The organism is Micromonospora sp. (assembly GCF_048594385.1).
Taxonomy (GTDB): Bacteria; Actinomycetota; Actinomycetes; order Mycobacteriales; family Micromonosporaceae; genus Micromonospora; species Micromonospora wenchangensis.
Map to the genome: position 1 here is coordinate 1 of NZ_JBMDWU010000339.1, position 20214 is coordinate 20214.

The following is a 20214-nucleotide window of genomic DNA, read 5'->3' on the forward strand; positions in this document are numbered from 1 at the left end:
GCGGGGGGGGGGGGGGCGGCGCGCCCGCCCCCGGGGCCCCCCCCCCCCCCGCGGGCCGGGGGGGGCCGCGGCCCGCGCGCCCCCCCCCGGCCGTTCGCCGTCGACAGGTCGGAGCGGGATTCACGGAATCGTCAACCGGCACGGCGGCATCATCTTGTGACATCGTCGTACGTCACTAATTCACGACAAATGACGGCGGGGTGAAAACAACCGACGCCATCCGCCGACCGAAGGCTCGACGGGTAGTGCAGATACTTTGACAGAGGCGCACAAGCTGCCCATCATCCGCACAACCGAATAACTGCCATAACTGGCCGTATTTGAATCCTTGCTTTCCGCACACGACATTGTTAGCCTCGTACGCACCCCGCTCCCCATTGCGGGTCGAAATTGTCACCCGGATCACGCGAACTCGTACCGGAAGATCTCGCACACGGATTTGGGAAAAACATGGAAACTGTGCGGCCGATGCCATGACAGCCACTCCCACCGCAGCGGTACAGCCGGGCGAGAGTTCCCACCGGGGCGGCGATTTCCACCGCTACTGGATCGCCGGGGCGATCGACCAGATCGGATCGCAGGCCACCGGCATCGTGCTCCCGCTGCTCACCCTGGCCGTGACCCGGTCACCGGCGGCGGCCGGGCTGGTGGGCGCGCTGGCCCTCACCGGTCGCCTCGTCGCCGCGCCGGTGGCGGGGGTGTTGGCCGACCGGCTGCCGCGCAAACGCATGATGGTCGTCTCGCTGCTGGTCGCGGCCGGCGCGATGACCGCGATCCTCGTCTCCGTCGCGGCCGGCGTGCCGACCCTCGGGCTGCTGGCCGCCGCCGCGTTCGTCGAGGGGGTCGCACAGAGCGGTTACGAGGCCGCCGGTTCCGGCGCGATCCGGCGGCTGCTGCCCGCCGACGACCAGAAGGCGCTGGCCCGGCTGGAGGCCCGCAACAACGCCGCCCGGATCGTCGGCCCACTGCTCGGCGGCGCGCTCTACCAGCTCGCCCGCTGGCTGCCGTTCCTGGCGGACGTGGTGTCCTACCTGGTCGCGGCGGGTCTGGTGGCCACCATCCGCACCGACCTCACCCCCGAACGCAGGGAGCGCACCTCGTTCCGCACCGACCTGCGGGAGGGGCTGCGGTTCGTCTGGCGGCAGCCGTTCCTGCGGTTCGTGACGATCTGGGCGGCCGGCATCAACGTCACCTTCGGCGCGCTGGTCTACTACGCCATCCTGACCGCCGGCCGGCAGGGCGCACCGGCCGCGTCGATCGGCCTGATTCTCACCATCGCCAGCGTCGGCGGCCTCGCCGGCGCGCTGGCCGCCCCGATGGTCTTCAGCCGGGTCCGGCCGGTCACCGTCATCGTGTTCGCCTCGTGGGCCATGGTCGGGCTGGTCGTCGCGATGTCCCAGGCCCGGCAGACCTGGAGCTACGGCCTGCTGTTCGGGCTGGTCTTCCTGCTCAGCCCGCTGCTCGGGGTGATCTTCCAGTCCCGGGTGATCGCGTTGACTCCCGACGGGCTCCAGGGTCGGGTGGCCACCGTGATGGGCACCGTCGGCGAGGTGCTCCAGACGCCCGCACCGCTGCTGGCCGGGGTGCTGGTCGCCTGGTACAGCCCCGCCACGGTCGCCCTGGTGTTCGCCGCCGCGCTGGCGCTGCTGGCCACGTACACCACCCTCGTCGTGCGCCAGCTCCGCGCCGGCTCCGGCGCGACGGCCGGCACCGACGACGGCGTCGCCGCCGACGGCGACGCCGGGGCCAGCTCCGACCCCGAGGAGGCCCACCGATGAGTCGCGGCCACCGGCTCTTCTACCCGGCGCAGCCGGTCGTCGCCGAACACGCGCCGCACCGGGCCGACTACGTCGGCGACGCCGACGGCCGCTGCGAGATCCTGGCCTGGGACCGGGCCGCCGGCACCGCCCGGCAGGTGACCGACCGCCCGGCCGGCACGGTCCGGGCGGCGCTCGACCCGGCGGGGGCCACCATCTGGTGGTTCGACGACGATCTCGGCGGCGTGGGCACCTGGCGGACCTGCGACTTCGACCGGCCCGACCGGTCGGTCGAGGCGCTGCCGTCGGTGCTGCCCGGCCGGCACGCCGGCATCGCGATGGAGGCCGACGGCACCACCGCCGTCGGCCTCTCCTACGACGGCGGGATGACCGTCTTCCTGCGCACCGGCGACGGTCGGGTCGACGAACGCGTCCACGTCGGCGGCTACGCCTACCTGGTCGACCTCGACCCGGCCGGGCGGCTGCTGGTGGTCGGCGGCGACGCCGCCACCGATCCGGCGGTCACGGTGTTCACCGCCGACGGCACCCGGGTGGCGGGCATCCCCGGTGGGCCGGACCGTCGGGTGTGGGCGCTCGGCTTCGCACCGGGCGTCGACCCGGCCCGGCTGCTGCTGGTGGTGGAGGACGAGGGGGGTTACCTCCCGGCCACCTGGACCGCCGCCGAGGGGGTGGTGCGGCACGAGTGGTGCCGCTTCGACACCGAGATCACCGCCGGCTGGTTCCCCGACGGGCAGCGGCTGCTCGTCCGGCAGGACCGGCACGCCCGCACCCTGCTGCACGAGGTGGACCTCGCCGCCCGCACCCGGGCGGTGGTCGACACCCCGCCGGGCAGTGTCCTGGACGCCGCGGTCTGGCCCGACGGTGACGTCGCGTACGTGTGGACCGACTCGGTGACCCCGCCGCAACTGCGCTCCGTGCGGGGGGTGGAGCTGCCCGAACCCCCCGGCGGCCGGCCCGATCCGGGCGGACCGGACGCGGTCGCGGCACCGGCGGACTACCGCCGCGAGGAGATCCGGGTGCCCGGACCCGGCGGCGCGATCCCTGCCCTGGTGGCCCTCCCGGCCGACCGGGAGGGCCCCCGGCCGGCCGTCTTCCTGGTCCACGGCGGGCCGTTCCAGCACGCCCGCGACGCCTACGACCCGCTGGTCGAGATCCTGGTCAGCACCGGCTGCGCGGTGGTCCGGGTCAACTACCGGGGCTCCAGCGGGTACGGCGCGGCCTGGCGCAACGACTTCTCCGCCGGGGTCGGCCTCACCCAGTTGGAGGACCTCGCCGCGGTCCGCGCCCACCTGGTCGCCGAGGGGGTCGTCGAGGACCGGCGCACCGCCCTGTGGGGCACCTCGTGGGGTGGCTACCTGACCCTGCTCGCGCTCGGCCGGCAACCGGAACTGTGGCGGCTCGGGATCGCGATCAGCCCGGTCGCCGACTACGTCGCCGCGTTCGAGGCGGCCACCCCGGCGCTGCGGGCGCTGGACGTGCTGCTGTTCGGCGGCACCCCGCAGGAGGTGCCGCAGCGCTACGCCCGCTCCTCGCCGGTCACCTACGTCGACCGGGTCCGGGCACCGGTGCTGCTGGCCGTCTCCACAGGTGACGTGCGCTGCCCGCCGGCGCCGGTGGAGCGCTACGCGCGGCTGCTGGCCGAGCGCCGCGTCCCGCACCAGGTGGTCCGGCGGCGGGCCGGACACGAGGACTTCGACGCGCAGAGCCACCTGGCTCTGATGCAGACCGTGCTGCTGTTCATGCAGCGGCACTTCGACGGCGTGCAGGACGAAGGCACCCCGGTCGCGCTCGCGATGGCGCGACCGGTGGGCTGACCCCGGCACGTGACCCGGTCCCCGCGATACGGAGAGGAGGTGAACGACATGCGCAAGAACGTTGTCGAGAACGACCCGATCAACGGCAACCGCGACCAGCTTCGGGCCTCGAACGTCACGGTCACGGTCACGGTCAAGGTCAGCTTCTAGCGGCCGTACGGGGTGTGGGCCATCCGCCCAGGCAGGTGGCCCGCGCCCCGTATCCCCGTCATCCGGTGCCCGGACATCACGAGAAAGGAGAGTTCACGTGCGGGTTCTGCTGGTCAATACGCCCTGGACTTCCATAGACGTCCCCTCGTTGGCGGTTGGAATCCTCACCAACAGTGTCCGCCAGAAATTGCCGGATGCCGAGGTGGAGGCCGTCCACGCGAATCTCGACTTCGTCGACTGGGTGGTCGACCGGACGGAGTTCGGGCTGAGCGACTATTACTACTACTCGTTGTTCACCTATTTCGCCGGCTGCGGCGACTGGGTCTTCTCCTCCGCGCTGTACGACGATCCGCAATGGCGGGTGAAAGAGTTCACGGACCGGGTGCGGACCCAGATGACGGAGCGGGAACTTGCGCTCAACCTGGAGCTGCACCGGTTGGCGCCGGAGTTCGTCGCCGAGCTGGCCGACCGGATCGTCGCCCGGGAACCCGACGTGGTCGGCTTCACCTCCACGTTCCAGCAGAACGCCGCCGCGCTCGCCACGGCCCGGGCGGTCAAGAAGCGGGCGCCCGGCATCCGTACGGTGATGGGCGGTGCGAACTGCGACGGCGAGCAGGGCGCCGCGATCCACCGCAACTTCGCGTTCGTCGACTACGTGGTACGTGGCGAGGGCGAGGCGGTGTTCCCCCGGCTGCTCGCCGCGATCGGCGCGACCCTGCCGGCAGCCGGCGCGACGCCGCCGACCGCCGACCCGACGCCACCGGCGGCCGGCGCGGCGGTACCGGCGGACGCGCTGACCGGCATCGAGGGTCTGTGCTGGGCCGACGCCGACGGTCGTTCGGTGGCGAACCCGATGAGCAGCAAGCCGCTGCCGCCGGCCGAGATCGTCGCCCCGGACTACGGGGGCTACTTCGAGCGGCTGGCCGCCTCCCGGGCCCGCAACTGGGTCGAGCCCCGGCTGGTCGTCGAGGGCGCGCGGGGCTGCTGGTGGGGCGAGAAGCACCACTGCACGTTCTGCGGCCTCAACGGTTCGTTCATGCAGTTCCGCAGCAAGCACCCGGGCAGGTTCTACGACGAGATCATCGAGTTGGTCGAGCGGCACCAGGTGCTGGACATGTTCGTCGTGGACAACATCCTCGACATGAGCTACGTGACCTCGCTGCTGCCCCGGCTCACCGAATCCGGCTACGACCTGCGGTTGCAGTACGAGATCAAGTCGAACATGAAGGGCCCGCAGGTGCAGGCGTTGGCCGACGCCGGCCTGGTCAGCGTGCAGCCCGGCATCGAGAGCCTGAGCAGCCGGGTGCTCAAGCTGATGGACAAGGGGGTCAGCGGCTGCCTCAACATCCGGATGCTGCGCGACGCCGAGACCAGCGGGATCACCATCGCCTGGAACTACCTGTACGGGTTCCCGGGCGAGACCGACGCCGACTACCTGCCGGTCATCGAGCAGATGCCGGCCCTGCACCACCTGTGCCCGGCCGACGGCAGCACCCGGATCGCCATCGAGCGGTTCAGCCCGTTCTTCGTCCGCCCCGAACTCGGCTTCACCGACCTGCGGCCGGCGGCGCAGTACCGGCTGATCTACGACCTGCCCGAGTCGGAGCTGATGGACCTGGCGTACCTGTTCGACGTCCCGCCGCAGGGCATCGACGGCGAGACGGCCGACCGGCTGGACCGGGCGGTCACGCAGTGGCAGCACGAGTACGCCCGCAGCCGGCTCACCCACCACGACCTCGGCGACGAGATCGTGCTGGTCAGCCGGCGCAAGCACTTCGACTGGCACGTGCTGCGGCTGACCGACCCGGTCGAGGTGGCCGTCTTCCGGCAGCTCGACCAGCCGCACGGCATCGCCGCGTTGAGCCGGCGGCTGTCGGTCGACGAGCCGGTCCTTACGGCGTTGCTGCGGCGCTGGCGCGATCTCGGCCTGGTCTACGAGGACGCGGGGCAGTTCATCCAGATCGCCCCCCAGGCGATGAACCAGGATCTGCTGCGCATCGACCACCTGCACCTGGAACGTGCAGCCGCGGAGACCAGGGCCGCCGCCGAGGCGGGCGAGCCGGCCGTGCTCACCGCGGTCTGAGGGGAGGCAACGTGTCCACCACCGACACCGGTCCGCGGCCCATCCTGGTCGGTCTCGCCCGGGACCACGATCCGGCCGTCCTGTCCATTCCCGGTATGACCATCGGTCCGGCCGAGCTGCGCGAGCCGGCCGCGGACGCGGTCGCCCGCTGGCGTGCCGAGGGGGTGCGCCGGGTCGACCTTCCCGACGCGGTGGACCTGACGGTCACCGGGGACGACGCGACGGCCGTCGACACGGTCCGCCGGCTGGTGCTGGTCCGGGAGCTGACCAGCCACGGCATCGCCGTGGACTGGCGGCTGCGGCTGCCCGGCGTCGAGGCCGACGAGTGGCTCCCGTACAGCCACCTGCGGGCGCCGGTCGAGTTGCTTCCCGCGCCCGGCGGCGAGGGTGAACCGGTCGCGCAGCTCGACGCCTGGGCCAGGGGTTTCTACTTCGACAAGTGCACCTACCGTCGGGGTCCCGGGTTCGTCCAGGTACGGGACCGCCGCTCCGGTCGGTTGAACCTGCTGACCATCGACGATCCGGCCTACCTGGCGGTGCTCGACCGGTTGTTGGACGGTGCCGCCGTCACGGAGGTCGACCTCGCCATCGCCCGGGACTTCGGCGCGGAGGGTCTGGTCACGAAGATCGGCGAGCTGCTGGTGTGGCTGCCGCACCGGCTGCGCCGCTGGCCCCTGCCGTCGATGGTGATCTGAGCGTCCGACGCCCCACCCGCCCGTCCACCGCCCGCACCCCCGGGCCGGTGGGCGGGCGGTCTCGCGTTCTGCCCGGCTGGTGGTTCCCGAAAGTTTCGGGTATACAGGGGAGGCGGCCCCTTCGCGGCCGAATTAACACATGCCCTTCGCGGGCCCATCTCGGTGACAGCCGACGTCAAACCGTCGAAATCCGCCCCGCGTCCGACCGCTGCTCAGGACGATGTTTCGGGAAGATTTCCGAAACTTGTTGACAGGTGGAGTACCGACACCCTACCGTCGCCATCGACGGCACTCGATGCTGTCGACACCACCCACCGCGACCCGTCCCCCCGGTTCTGCTGGACGACCGGCCCACCACCGCGTGGTGGCACACCGTATGACCGGCTGCCGCACCTGGCCACGGACAGTCCACCGGGTCGTACCGCGTCGCTGGCGTCCGCCAGCTGTCACGAGGAGGAACACGTACATGAGCGACACCTCGACCCGACCGCGAAGGAGCGGTCGCCTGCGGCTGCTGCTCAGCGCCGCGTGCGCCGCGGCGCTCGCCGTCACCGGCACGTTCATCGCCTCGCCCAACGCGTACGCGGAGAACGACCGGACCCTCACCTCCAACCTCACCGGCACGCACAACGGCTACTTCTTCTCGTTCTGGAAGGACAGCGGCAACGCCAGCATGACGCTGCGCGCCGACGGCCGCTACAGCAGCAGCTGGGACCGGAGCACCAACAACTGGGTCGGCGGCAAGGGCTGGGCCACCGGCACCCGGCGGACGGTCAGCTACTCGGGCAGCTACAACCCGGGCAACAACAACACCTACCTCGCCCTGTACGGCTGGACCCGCAACCCGCTCATCGAGTACTACGTCGTCGAGAACTTCGGCAGCTACAACCCGAGCAGCGGCGCCACCCGGATGGGCACGGTGACCACCGACGGCGGCACCTACGACATCCTGCGCAGCCTGCGGGTCAACGCCCCGTCGATCGACGGCAACCAGACGTTCTACCAGTACTGGAGCGTCCGGCAGCAGAAGCGCAGCAGCGGCACCATCACCACCGCCAACCACTTCGACGCCTGGGCCCGCGCCGGCCTGAACCTCGGCACCAACCACAGCTACCAGATCATGGCGACCGAGGGCTACCAGAGCCAGGGCAGCTCCGACATCACTGTCCGCGAGGGTGGCAGCGGCAACCCGACCAGCGGGCCGACCGGCAACCCGACCACCCCGCCGGCCGGCGGCAACTGCACCGCGGTGCTCTCGGCCGCCGAGCAGTGGGGTGACCGGTTCAACCTGAACGTCGCGGTCAGCGGCACCAGCAACTGGGTGGTCAGTCTCGGGCTGAACGGCGGCCAGAGCATCCAGAACAGCTGGAACGCCTCGGTCAGCGGCACGAGCGGCACCGTCACCGCCAGGCCGAACGGCAACGGCAACAACTTCGGCATCACCATCATGGCGAACGGAAACTGGACCTGGCCCACGGTCAGCTGTCGAACGGCCTGACCCCGACCAGTTCCTGAGCGCACGCGACGGCGGGCGGTCCCGGTGACACCGGGACCGCCCGCTTGCTGCGTCAGGTGGGGCTGCTCAGCCGCGTATCCACTGCTGGTTGCTGCCACCGTTGCAGGTCCAGAGCTGGACGGCGGACCCGTTGGCGGTGGCCCCGCCGTTGATGTCCAGGCACAGCCCCGAGGCGACCCCGACGATCGTGCCGTCGGCGTTGAGCCGCCACTGCTGGTTGGTGCCGCCGGTGCAGCTCCAGATCCGGGCCCGGGTCCCCGACGCGGCGCTCGCCACGTCCAGGCACTTGTTGCCGTAGACGGTGAGCTGGTTGGTCGAGGTGAGCGACCAGCGCTGGTTGGCGCCGCCGTTGCAGTCCCAGATCTGCACCACCGCGCCGTCGGTCTGGCTGGCCCCGTTGACGTCGAGGCACCGGTTCGAGCCCGCGCCCCGGATCTCACCGGTCGGGGTGCCCGGGGAGCCGACGGCGGTCACCGAGAGGTTGTCGAACTGGGCGGTGACGCCCTGGCCGGTGCCGTACCCGATCTGGCCGGCGACCCAGGTGGAGTCGGTGGCCGTGCCGACGGTGGTGCCGTCGATGGCGGCGGTCAGGGTGCTGCCGTTGAGCGTGAACGACAGGTTGTGCCACCGCCCGGTGCCCAGCGCCGAGGTGTTGCCGCTGGCCAGGGTGCGCCAGTTGCCGCTGGTGTTGTTGCTGCGGATCGACCAGGCCCCGCCGTCGGTGACCCGGAAGTAGTACCCGTTCATGTTCTGCGGGCCCTGGTGGTTGTAGGTGTTGCCGCGCCCGATGAGCTGCGCGTAGCCGGACTTCTCCAGCAGCACGTCGGAGGAGACCGTGTAGTTGCGCCAGGTCAGGTCGCCCAGCAGGGTGTACGGCTCGGCCTGGCCGGAGGTCCAGTAGATCGGTGCCTGCTCGGACATCTGCCGCACGCACTGCCCGCTGCGACCGGCGGCGCACCCGGCGATCTCGAACGAGCCCTGCTGGTCCATCAGGTACCGCGCCTCGCGGCCGGTGGCGTACGAGTCGAAGGTGTCGGTGTACGGCAGCTTCAGGTTGCCCTGCGCCGGGCTGGCCGCCGTGCCCTTGCCCTGCCCGCTGGTGGTGGTGATGCTGTAGACGTAGCCGGGCTGGACGGTGAGCGAGAAGCGCCCGCCGCTCGGGGTGATGTCGCTGCCCCGCACGAAGTGGTCGGCGGTGTTGTTGGAGCGTACGTTCGTCGACCAGACCCGTACCGTGCCGGTGGACAGGCCGCCGGTGACGGTGAAGTCGAGGGTCTGCGCGCCACCGGCGTCCATCGTCTCGATGATGGTGCTGTAGTCGCTGTTGTTGGTGGACTTCAGCGAGACGTAGCTGCCGTTGTTACGGTTGCCGCCGATGTACCCGCTCGACGCGTCGAGGTAGCGCCAGCCCGGTGCGGTGAACTGGGTGGTCTGCGCCATCACCCAGGCGTTCTTGCCGATCGAGTAGGCGCCGGACCACGGCTGCTGGGCCACCGCCACGCCCGTGGTCGCCCACGGGATGTTCGGGGTGATGGCGGCGATGACCGGCCAGTTGATGTACGCGGTCATCTTGCCGTCGAGGTAGCCCCGGTTGATGCCCCGGGCGAGCGCCTGCGCGCCCGCGTTGTAGTCGTCGGAGCCGTTCTCGCTGGCCCACAGCGACTTGCCGGTGGACACCGCGTTGTTGGAGCTGGGACAGCTGGTCTGGGCGCTGCGGTAGCCGCAGACGTAGTGGCTGCCGAAGACCTGCACGGCGTTGCCGAAGGCCGGGTCGCGCAGCGACTCGTCGGCCGCGCCCCAACCGAAGTCGTCCGAGGCGACGATCTTGACGTTGCTGTAGCCGCGGGCGTTGAGGGTCGAGCGCAGGTTCTTGTACCAGGTGGCGTTGTACCCCTTCTCGTTCCACCCGCCCAGGTAGTTGATGGTCAACCCGTGGGTGCCCGCGCAGTCCAGCCAGGCCACCAGGTAGTCGATCGAGTCGTTGGACCAGAAGTTGCCGTTGCCGATCCAGCCGGGCGCGCCCCAGGCCAGGCCGACCAGGGCGATGTTGGGGTTGCGGGCCCGGGCCTGCTCCATCATCCACCACTCGTAGCCCCGGTTGCAGTTGATGCTGCCCCGGGTGTGCTCGTGGCTGGGCTCGGCGCCGGAGGTGGAGTTGGTGTCGCCGCCGATCTCCACCTTCATCAGCTGCATCGCCGCGCCGTAGCCCGGCTTGAACAGGTAGTCCAGGATGTCGCTGCGCTGTGGCTCGGGGTAGTCGACGAGCAGCCGGCTGTTGCCGCCGCCACCGCTGACCGCGCCGATGCCGTCCAGCGCCCGGCCGCCGGACCCGCCGTTGATCGTGATCGCGGTCGCCGCCTGGGCGGGCGAGGCGAACCCGGTGAGCACGGCCGCCGCCGCGACCGTCGCCCCGAGCAACGATGCGGCCCACCGCCGGGGACGCCATCCGCTGTGCCATGGTCCGCGCGGTGCCCCGCCGCCACCCACACTCCATCGACGACTTGTTGAACTGAACATCTGACTCGCCTCCCCAGCCGGTCTCCGGCCCCGAAGCTCTCCGGCGCGGGACGGGACCCTGCCCGTGACCCACGCGGCCCTGACATCGTTGATCATCGATGATCAGACGTCACATGTTAGGCACCGTAACGCGCGCCGATCAACGTCGCCAGTGGAGTGAAACCGCCGATCAAGCCGCCTTTCGGCAACCACCACCGGCGGGGACTTTTGTAATGATCAGACGAATGTGCCGGCGTAGCCCCGCACCGGCAGGAGGCGGGCACACCGCCGACCCGGCCGTCGCCGGATCGGCGGCGGAGCGGGTCGGCGGCGTGGCGCGTCCGGGTCAGCCCGGCAGGACCAGCTGCGCCGGGGTCGAGCGGTGGGTGGTGGTGCCGTCACCCAACTGCCCGGACATGTTGTTGCCCCAGCACCACAGGCTCCCGTCGGTACGCACGCCGCAGCTGTGGTAGCTGACGGACAGGTTCTGCGTCCACGTGGTCAGGGTGCCGACGCGCAGCGGTGCGGACCGGTGGGTGGTGGTGCCGTCACCCAACTGTCCGAACCCGTTGTTGCCCCAGCACCACAGGCTCCCGTCGGTACGCAGCGCGCACGACGAGTCCACGCTGGCGTCCACCTTCGTCCAGGTGGTCGCGGTGCCGACCTGGATCGGGCTGGTCTGCACGCCGGTGCCGGCGCCGACCTGGCCGTACCCGTTCTCGCCCCAGCACCACAGCGTCCCGTCGGTACGGTTCGCGCAGGTGTGCGCGTGCCCGGCCGTCACGCCCGCCCACGAGGTCGCGGTGCCGACCTGCGCCGGGGTGGCCCGGTAGCCGAGGATGCCGACGCCGAGCTGCCCGTCGGTGCTGTCGCCCCAGCACCACAGGGTGCCGCCGGAACGCACGCCGCAGCTGTGCGCGTACCCGGTGGTGACGCTCGTCCAGGTGGTCTCGGTGCCCACCTGCACCGGGCTGGTCGCCCGGGAGGGGGACGTGCCGACGCCGAGCTGCGCGTTGCGGTTCAGGCCCCAGCACCACAGGGTGCCGGTGGTCTGCACGCCACAGGTGTGGTTGGCACCCGCGCTGACGCTGGCCCAGGTGGTGGCGGTGCCGACCTGCACCGGGGTGCTCCGGCTGGTGGTGGTGCCGTCACCGAGCTGCCCGCTGTAGTTGCCGCCCCAGCACCACAGCGTGCCGTCGGTGCGGATCGCGCAGGTGTTGCTGGTGCCGGCGTCGACCTTCGACCAGGTGGTGGCGGTGCCGACCTGCACCGGGGTGGTGCGGTTGGTGGTGGTGCCGTCACCGAGCTTGCCGCCGAAGTTGTCCCCCCAGCACCAGAGCGTCCCGTCGGTGCGGATCGCGCAGGTGTGCAGGTCACCGGTGGCGACCTGGGAGACCGTGGCGGCGGCGAGGGCGGCGTTGGACGCACCCCGCTCCGCGACGGTCGCACCCGCGACCGCCGCACCGGCCGAGAGGCCCACCGCGAGCGCGGCGGCCCCGAGCGAGACCGCTGCCGCGGCGCCGGCGGTGCGGGCCGCCCGTCGCCAGCGGGCCCGCAGCCGATTGTCCTGTTGTGCGTTCATGTTCTGTACTCTCCCCAGACGAACGTCGATTTCTGCACGGCGGAGGCAGCGTCGCCCCGGCGGGCCACCTCGACCCACCTCGTACAGCAGTGAGCCTATGCATTGAATCGCATCAATGCGAGGTCCCGCCGGGGCGACCTGGTACTACCGTTGTCCGCAGCTGACGTCCGAACGGCTCAGGTCCGGCTCCACCGTTGGCCGGCGCTGCCGTTGCAGTCCCAGATCTGGGTACGCGTGCCGTTGGCCGTACCACTGCCGACCACGTCCAGGCAGCGGCCCGAGCCGACGGCGGTGATCGTGCCGTCGGCGTTGAACCGCCACCGCTGGTTGGCCTGGCCGTTGCAGTCCCAGATGATCACCGAGCTGCCGTTGGCGGTCGCCGCGCCGTTGACGTCCAGGCACTTGCCGCCGAAGACCCGCAGCTCCTGGGCGGCCGTCGAGGTCCAGCTCTGGTTGGTCTGCCCGTGGCAGTCCCAGATGATCGCCGCCGAGCCGTTGGTCTGCGCGCCGCCGTTGACGTCCAGGCAGCGCCCGGAGGACGAGTTGCGCAGCGCGCCCGTGCCGCCCGGCGGCGGGGTGGTCGGGGGCGGGGTGGTCGGGTTGCCGGTCGGCGTCACCGTCGGGGTCGGCGTCGGAGTGGTGCCGCCGAACTGGGTGAAGAACCGCCACACCTCGCCCTTGGTCCAGGTCCGCACGCCACTGTCGCCACCACCGTCGACCGGGCCCGGGGTGTGCCCGCCGTCGAACGCGGCCCACACGACCGGGTAGCCGGAGCGGCAGCCGGAGTAGGTGGTGGTGATGTGGGTCAGGCTGCCGGCGCGCGGCTCGGGCGGGCTCTGCGCCGTACACCCGTTGTTGCGCACGAAGGTGTCCCGCAGGGACCGGCCGGCCGAGACGTTGAGCACCGGGTCCCCGATGCCGTGGATGCCCATGTAGGCGATCGGCTGGCCGCCGCCGCTGCATCCGCTGAGCTGTCCGCCGGAGTAGACCGCGACGGCCCGGAAGACGTTCGCCCGGGAGCAGGCCAGCGAGTAGCTCATCCCGCCGCCGTAGCTGAAGCCCAGCGCGAACAGCTGCGTCGTGTCGACGCACAGGTCGTTCTCGATCAGCCGGACCATGTCGTCGACGAAGGTGACGTCCTGGCCGCCGGGGTTGGCCCAGCCGTTGCCGTTGCCCTGGGGAGCCACGAAGATCGTGCTGTTGTTCGCCTGCTGGCGCAGCCCGTAGTAGGACCAGGCGGCCCCGTCCGACCCACCCCCGTCAACGTCGTTGGCGGTGCCACCGTTCCAGTGGAAGCCGAAGATCAGCCGGTACTGGTGGTTGCGGTCGTAGTTGTCGGGGATCCGGAGGATGAAGCTGCGGTTCTGGCCGCTGCTCTGGATGGACCGCTGGCCGCTGGTCAACGTGGGTGCCTTGCCGCACCCGGCGGTCGCGGCGGCCGCCGATACACCGGCCGCCGCGGCGGTGGTGCCCGGGCCGCCGGCGAGGGCCGTCGCACCCACGGTCACGACGAGGGCCGCCGCCGCCGCGAGGGAACCAAGGATGGGTCTGCGCCTTGTCATGAGGGGGCTCCTGCCACTCGTCATGGACTGGTTCGGGGGGTACGGGGTCCACGCCGATCCCGACGTGTCGCGCCCGACGCGCTCCCGCTGACCGCACCCGCCAAGGACGGAACACCAGGAGACGCACGATGCGCCCACGACGCCGGCCGGCTCGTCGCCGCAGCTGCCAGCCGATGGTCCCGCTGCCCGGCGGGACCGACTGGTCGTCGAACCGATCGGTGGTCCATGTCGCGCCCGGACGCCACCGGCCGAGGCCCGGAGCAGTGACACCGGACGTCGAATCGATTCGGCAAGACCCTAGGTCGAACAGTGAAATATGTCAATGCTGTGTCGGGTCGGTTGCGACCCGGGGTCGGCCGCCCGACGGCGGCGAACCGCAGGTCACGGCGCGGTTCCCCCGGGGCCGGGTCGACCCGGCCCCGGGGACGCCGGTCAGTTGCGCAGGCTCCACTGCTGGTTGGTCCCGCCGTTGCAGGACCACAGGATGATCTTCGTGCCGTTGGCGGTCGCCGCGCCGTTCGCGTCGAGACAGAGCCCCGACTGGGCGTTGGTCAGGGTGCCGTTGGCGTTGAGGTTCCACTGCTGGTTGGTGCCGCCGTGGCAGTCCCAGATGATGACCGTGGTGCCGTTGGTCGTACCCGCGCCGTTCGCGTCCAGGCACTTGTTGCCGTACGCGGTCAACTGCCTGCCGCTGGTGTACGTCCACTGCTGCCCGGTGCCGCCCGTGCAGTCCCACAACTGCACCTGGGTGCCGTTGGTGGTGCTGGCGTTGGGCACGTCGACGCAGCGGCCGGACTGCCCGCCCACCAGCCGGCCACCCTGCTGGCCGCTGCCGGTGCCCTGCTGGCGGACCAGCGAGCTGGACTCGGCCGACCGGTTGCCCTGGGCGTCCACCACGAACAGCCGGTACTCACCCTGGTTCGTCGGCACCGCGATGGAGGTGGCGGTGCCCGCCGCCCGGGTCATCGTCGGGCCGGCGGTGAAGGTGGTCGTGCCGGCCGGGGCCAGCCAGACCGTCCTTCCCGCGTCGCCGGTGCTGCGGATCGGGATGGTCGCCGAGGCGCTGGTGACGAAGGTGCTGGCGGGCAGCACGTAGTTCGGCAGGGAGAGGTTGGCCGCCGGGACGATGTCCCGGTACGCGTCCTCCAGCCCGGAGTTGGCCGCGATGCCGTACGCCGCAGCCGGCCAGACGTAGTCGGACGAAACCAGGATGTCGTTGACCGTGCTGTTCGGCAGGTTCTTGTTCGACACCTTGTTGATCGGGCCGTAGATCTGGGTGATGCTCAGGTCGTGCTTGCGCCCGAAGTCGTCGGAGTTGATCATCCAGGTGATGTTCTTGTCCACGCTCAGCACGTTGTCCCGGAACGTGATGTACGCCGAACCCTCGTCCGGGTGCAGGCCGTACTTGTGCCCGGACGGCACACCCTGCAGGTAGTTGTTGGTGATCGTCGTCCCCGGCTGGGCACCGAGGGTGTAGATGGGTGCGGTGTCGCTGAGCCGCTGCACGGTGTCGATGATGTGGTTGTAGCTGATGGTGTTGTTCCGGGCCGTCGTGGTGGGCCGGTTCGGCGCGATCGAGCCCGATGACCCGTCGAAGTTCCACCAGCCCCAGCCGAGCGTGATGCCCGACCACGGCGACTTCTCGATCCGGTTGCGCTGGATCGTCAGGGTGTCCACGAAGTACGCCGAGATGGGGCTGTGCCCGTTGAACAGCACCGCGCTGTCGTACAGGTAGTTGTTCCTGATCTCGATGTTCTTCGGCAGCCCCTCGACCTGCGGCAGCCACTTCTCCCGGTTGGTCGACGTGCCGTCGCCGATGTAGACGTGCTGGGGGTGGCCGACGGTGATCGCGGAACCGGCGATGTCGTTGGTGAAGTTCCCGGTCAACTGGCTGTTCTGCACGTCGTTGACCATGTTGACCCCGTCGGCGCCGCTGTGCTGGATGCGGTTGCGGCTCAACAGGATGCCGTCGGCGTTCTCCACCTGGATCATGCCCGGGGTGACGTCGACGTTGCGGTAGTAGTAGTCGTGGAAGTTCCGCTTCGCGTACGCCTGCGCCCCGAGGTTGCCCTGCTGCGCCTGCTTGAACGACGAACCGGCGACGGTGAACAGGTTCCAGTCGGAGTGCTGCACGGTGAGCCCGGCGAACGTGATGTTGCGGGCGTGGTTGTTCGTCGAGGTGCCGGCGACCCGCACCAGGGTGGTCACGTTGTTCGGCGCGAACACCGACGCGGTCGTCATGTTCTCGGCGCTGCTCTTGTAGTAGTAGAGCGTCCTGCTGCCCTTGTCGAAGAAGAACTCGCCGGGCGCGTCCAGGAACTCGTAGGCGTTCATCAGCTTGTGGCTGCCGCCGCTCTGGGCGTTGCCGTTGAACGCGCCCTGGGCGATCGCGGCACCCGGCTGCTGGAACAGCGCCACCCGGTTCGCGCCGTCGGAGGTGACCTGGCGTACCCCGACGATGGCGGTGGTCCAGGTGGTCGCCGTCTCGATCTCGATGTCCTCGGCGTTGCGGGCGACGGCCGGGAAGTCGTTCAGGTTGTACTTCGCGCCGTCGCACTGCGAGCCCGACTCCCAGGCCCACGCGGCCTGCCCGGCCGTGACGTTGTACGTCCCGTAGCAGCCCGCCGAGCCGACCGTCTTCGTCGCCATGACGGCCCGCTTGTCGTTGACGTAGAGTGCGCGCAGCTTGTTGGCCCGGTCCAGCGGGGCCTTCCAGATGTTCCCGCTGTGCTGGGTCCACCCGGTGACCGGAACGCCCCCGTCGAGCACCGGGGTCTCACCGGGGTAGGCGGAATAGCTGACCCGGTAGCCGTTGCTGCCGGAGTCGGCCGCACCGAACTCGATGGTGCTGCTCACCGGATACCGGCCGCCCCGCAGGTAGACCTGGATGTCGCCGGCCATGTTCGCGTTAACAGTACGCACCACGTCCCGCGCGCGTTGCATCGTCCGGAACGGGGACTCGAGGGTGCCCGGGTTGCTGTCACTGCCGTCCGGCGCGACATAGTACGTTGCCTGGACGGCGGCCGAGGCCGACAGCGGGTGCGCGACAACGGCCGGCACGGCGGCCGCGACGAGCAGCGCACCTGCCAGCAGCGACCTTCGCACGGCGGAGAGGGCTGGGTTCACGTACCTGTCCTTTCGCATGCCGCCCACAGCCATGTCCGCTGGACACTCGTCCCGGGGGTGCGACAGTGAACCCGCCGTACGAACATGGAACGACCCGGCGGGAGGGCGTGCGCGCTCCCGGCGGTTCGACCGTTGGCGGGTTCCTGGGGAAGACGCCGTGACCGACGGCGGCAGGGTCCACGTGCGAGGCGAGCGGGGTCACTCCCTGCCACCGGGAACTCCCGCCGCCCGCGCACACGCTCCTGCCCGTGGTCACGGAATGCTGCCTGAAGCGTAGGCGTCGGAATCGGCGGAGGCAACCACCAATTGTCAACCGCCTATGCGTAATCGTGATCGACGGCACCCGTCGTCGGTGCTGTCCGGGTCGCCGCGCGGCCTCAGTGCCGACGTTGCGGCACAACGAGCAGCGTCACCGAGTTCGCCGGGTACGTCGCGCTGACGCCACCCCGGTGCACCCGGAGGTCCTCGCCCCGGACGATCGAGGTGAGGTCGGCCGGACCGTAGCTGAACCGCTGCACCCGGTCCCCGCCGCGGAAACCGGCGAGCGCGGTCCGTGAGGTCAGGTCCCGGTCCGTCTTGTTGACCACCATCACGGTGAGCGCCCGGTCGGACGAGCGTTGCGCGGCGTAGACCGCGAGCTGCCCCTGGTCGCCGCTGGCCGCCGACACGCTCACGTCGCCGAACCTGCCGCCGGCGCCGTCGTAGTTGCGGTACATCCGGAAGGCGTACGCCCCGGGGTCGGTCGGTTTCGGTTCGCCCCAGATGGTGGCCAGGTCCAGTCCCTCACGCCCGAAGATGCCGAGCACGTCGGCCTGGGCGAGCGCGCCGTTGATGTCGTCCAGCGCACCCCAGTTGTATTCGGTGATGGCGACCTTCGTGCCGGGGTAGTGCTGGGCGACCCACGCCTTCATCTGACGGATGAACTGCAACGGCGGTGCGTTCACCCCGCCGGGGCCGATCCACGACTCGTCGACGTACGTCGGGTCCCACAGGGACCGGGTGGAGCGCAGCCGCAGCGCGTTGGAATCCGGGTCCTTGCCACCGCTGATCTGCGGGTAGTAGTGCTGGTCGAAGTAGTCGAGGAAGCGCCTGCCGCCGTGGGCGTCGCTGAAGTCCTTCATGTTCTTCAGGTACCACTGGGAGAGGTTGAGCCCGCCGTGCGCCGCCGCGTCCGCGCCGGGCGCGCAGCCGTCCAGCCCGGACGCCACCCACTCGCAGTAGCCCCAGCCGGACGGGCCGAGCACCGCCGCACGCGGGTCGGCGGCCTTGATGGCCGCGGCGGTCGCCGTGCCCTTGCCGCCCAGTTCGTCGTAGCTCACCGGCTCGGGGTGCACGTCGCGGTGGGTGGAGTTCCACAGGACCGGCTCGTTGTCGAGTTCGTAGATCGACACGCCGCCCCGGGACGCCGGGCCGAACTGGTTCACGAGATGCGACACCATCTCGCCCGCGAACGCCGGGCCGGCCGGGATCGAGGTGTCCGTGGGGACCGCGCCGGTCAGGTTCGCGTCGGCGCGCCGGCCGTTGCCGCAGTTGGGGTCCCACTGGTCGAACGAGTCCTGCTCCGGGAAGCGGGTGGCGGGAAAACCGCAGGCGAACGGGTGCGACGAGGGCGAGTCCTTCGCCACCCAGCCGATCAACGGCACGGCGACAACCTGTTTCGTGCCGTGCTCCCGGTTGCGCCGCACGAACGCCTCGACCGTGTTGTCCGGCCCGGCGACGATGTTCTCGAAATACCAGTCGCTGCCGGTGTTGTAGGTGTGGTTCCGGAAGTTGTAACGGCTGCTCGCGTTGCCACCCCAGCGGGCCACCGGCGTGCCGAGTTCGGCGACGAGCGCGGGATCCCCGCCGTTCATGCCGTAGATGTCGGGGCTGATCCGGTGCCGGGCGGCAGAGACGTCCACGGTCAGGGCGGGCCCGTCGGTGGCGGCCGCGGCCGGGCCGACACCCGCCTGGGTCGCCAGCAGCCCCACCACGAGGGATCCGGCCAGCCCGATCACCATGGCCGGTCGTGGCTCACGCCGTCGTCGTACACCCATCGGAGCCTCCTGTCACCGATCGGCCGCCAGGCCGAACCCCCACCCACATTACGGGTCACCACTATCAAGTCAATCGATTCCATGCATCGACGACCGACGATCTCGATACAGCCGGACGAGCGGGGTGGCATTTCATCGACATCGATGCAAAGCTGTTCACGTAGCTGCGCGTGTCCACCCGGACACACTGGGCGATGGTGGTGGTTCCGTTGGAACAACTTCCGCTGTGGGGGCCGAGCACCGACGTGCCGCCACCCCCGAGGCCGGTCCTCACCCGGCCGGTGACGCTCCGCCTCCTGATCACCGTGAAGACGGCACCCAACCCCTCCACCAGCTACGGCGAGACGGTCTGCGTCGGCGCGCTCAGCCTGGCCCCGCCCTGGACGGGGTGGATCCGGCTCTACCCGATCCACTTCCGCGAACTCGCCGCCGACAGCAGGTTCCGCCCGTACGACATCGTCCACCTCGACGCGCTGCCGGCCCGTCGGGACCCACGCCGCGAGAGCTGGCGGCCGATCGTGCACACCATCACCACCGAGCAGCACCTCGCCAGCGGGCGGTCCCGGCGCAGCCTTCTCGACCCGCTCGTCGAGGACTCCATGTGCCGGCTCAACGAACGGGCCCGTGACGACCACGGCGCGCGGTCGATCGCCCTGGTCCGCGTCGCCGACGTCGCCAGCCTGAAGGTCGAACGACGGGACGGCTGGTCGCCGGAGGACCGCAGAAAGATCGCCAGCTACCTCAACCAGCTCGACCTGCTGGAGCCGTCCAGGCGCCGCCCGCCGGAGGCACCGCGATTCACCGGCACCTACCGCTACCGGTGCGCGGACCGCCGATGCCGAGGACACCGGCAGACCCTCTGGGACTGGGAGTTCGTCGCCCTGCAACATCGCCTGGCGCAGCTCACCGACGCCGAGGCCGAAGACCGGCTCCGACACAGGTTCTTCACCCAGCTCTGCGCCGCCGACCGGGACGTGGCCTTCTACGTCGGCAACCAGGCGGCGAGACCGCAGTCGTTCAGCATCGGCGGCGTCTACGCACCGCGCCGGTCCGCCACCCGGTACCGGCTACGCGTCAACCGATGATCTCGGTCAACACGTCGGCATGGCAAGGGTCCTCCGCCCGGCACCAGCACGCCAACTGTTTCCCGGCCAGATCCCGCCGCGCCCGCTCCACCAGCTCCGGCTGCCCGGTCAGCCACTGCCGGTACAGCCGCAACGCCTCGGCCCGGCCGTGCTCACGAAGGCTGAACGGATTGGCCCACGGAGAACGCCGCAACCCGAACCCCTGCCGCCCGACGTAGACGGCACCGGCCGGCACCACCGGGTGGTAGAGGTCCCCCTGCACGCGAACCCGTGACTGCGCCACCCTCCGCC

The 20214-nt window shown here is 70.6% G+C and carries 12 protein-coding genes; 6 read left to right on the plus strand and 6 right to left on the minus strand.

The annotated features are described in order from the left end of the window. Nucleotides 1-473 precede the first annotated feature (473 nt). The 5 genes from ACOJTC_RS18060 (at nucleotide 474) to ACOJTC_RS18080 (ending at nucleotide 8018) form a co-directional block, all read left to right on the plus strand. A complete protein-coding gene (locus ACOJTC_RS18060; RefSeq protein WP_420117759.1) occupies nucleotides 474-1778 on the plus strand; it encodes an MFS transporter in 1305 nt (434 codons plus the stop codon). Next, entirely contained in the window at nucleotides 1775-3592 is a 1818-nt protein-coding gene (locus tag ACOJTC_RS18065; RefSeq protein WP_420117760.1) for a prolyl oligopeptidase family serine peptidase, read from the plus strand. Before ACOJTC_RS18060 ends, ACOJTC_RS18065 begins: the two co-directional genes overlap by 4 nt. Before the next feature lie 247 nt (nucleotides 3593-3839). Continuing rightward, nucleotides 3840-5825: a RiPP maturation radical SAM C-methyltransferase gene (locus ACOJTC_RS18070; RefSeq protein ID WP_420117761.1), complete on the plus strand. Its 1986-nt coding sequence runs from the start codon at nucleotides 3840-3842 to the stop codon at nucleotides 5823-5825. Between the two features lie 11 nt (nucleotides 5826-5836). Next, a complete protein-coding gene (locus ACOJTC_RS18075) occupies nucleotides 5837-6520 on the plus strand; it encodes a DUF5825 family protein (RefSeq protein ID WP_420117762.1) in 684 nt (227 codons plus the stop codon). Nucleotides 6521-6986: 466 nt separating this feature from the next. Beyond that, entirely contained in the window at nucleotides 6987-8018 is a 1032-nt protein-coding gene (locus ACOJTC_RS18080) for a glycoside hydrolase family 11 protein (protein WP_420117763.1), read from the plus strand. A gap of 84 nt (nucleotides 8019-8102) precedes the next feature. Here ACOJTC_RS18080 and ACOJTC_RS18085 read toward each other — a convergent pair whose 3' ends face one another. The 5 genes from ACOJTC_RS18085 to ACOJTC_RS18105 form a co-directional block, all read right to left on the minus strand. Beyond that, on the minus strand, nucleotides 8103-10553 hold the full coding sequence (locus ACOJTC_RS18085) for a ricin-type beta-trefoil lectin domain protein (RefSeq protein WP_420117764.1): 2451 nt from the start codon (nucleotides 10551-10553) through the stop codon (nucleotides 8103-8105). A gap of 325 nt (nucleotides 10554-10878) precedes the next feature. Then, nucleotides 10879-12114, minus strand: coding sequence for an RCC1 domain-containing protein (locus ACOJTC_RS18090; RefSeq protein ID WP_420117765.1), 1236 nt, complete (start codon nucleotides 12112-12114; stop codon nucleotides 10879-10881). 176 nt (nucleotides 12115-12290) lie between these two features. After that, a complete protein-coding gene (locus ACOJTC_RS18095) occupies nucleotides 12291-13676 on the minus strand; it encodes a lectin (protein ID WP_204923674.1) in 1386 nt (461 codons plus the stop codon). Nucleotides 13677-14108: 432 nt separating this feature from the next. Beyond that, on the minus strand, nucleotides 14109-16802 hold the full coding sequence (locus ACOJTC_RS18100) for an RICIN domain-containing protein (protein ID WP_420117766.1): 2694 nt from the start codon (nucleotides 16800-16802) through the stop codon (nucleotides 14109-14111). Between the two features lie 377 nt (nucleotides 16803-17179). Then, entirely contained in the window at nucleotides 17180-18838 is a 1659-nt protein-coding gene (locus tag ACOJTC_RS18105; RefSeq protein ID WP_420117767.1) for a glycoside hydrolase family 44 protein, read from the minus strand. Nucleotides 18839-19032: 194 nt separating this feature from the next. Between ACOJTC_RS18105 and ACOJTC_RS18110 the strand changes: the two genes are divergently transcribed. Next, a complete protein-coding gene (locus ACOJTC_RS18110; RefSeq protein WP_420117777.1) occupies nucleotides 19033-19923 on the plus strand; it encodes a hypothetical protein in 891 nt (296 codons plus the stop codon). Here ACOJTC_RS18110 and ACOJTC_RS18115 read toward each other — a convergent pair. Next, on the minus strand, nucleotides 19913-20206 hold the full coding sequence (locus ACOJTC_RS18115) for a DUF4326 domain-containing protein (RefSeq protein ID WP_420117768.1): 294 nt from the start codon (nucleotides 20204-20206) through the stop codon (nucleotides 19913-19915). The two genes, ACOJTC_RS18110 and ACOJTC_RS18115, sit on opposite strands and share 11 nt — an antisense overlap. Nucleotides 20207-20214: the final 8 nt, after the last annotated feature.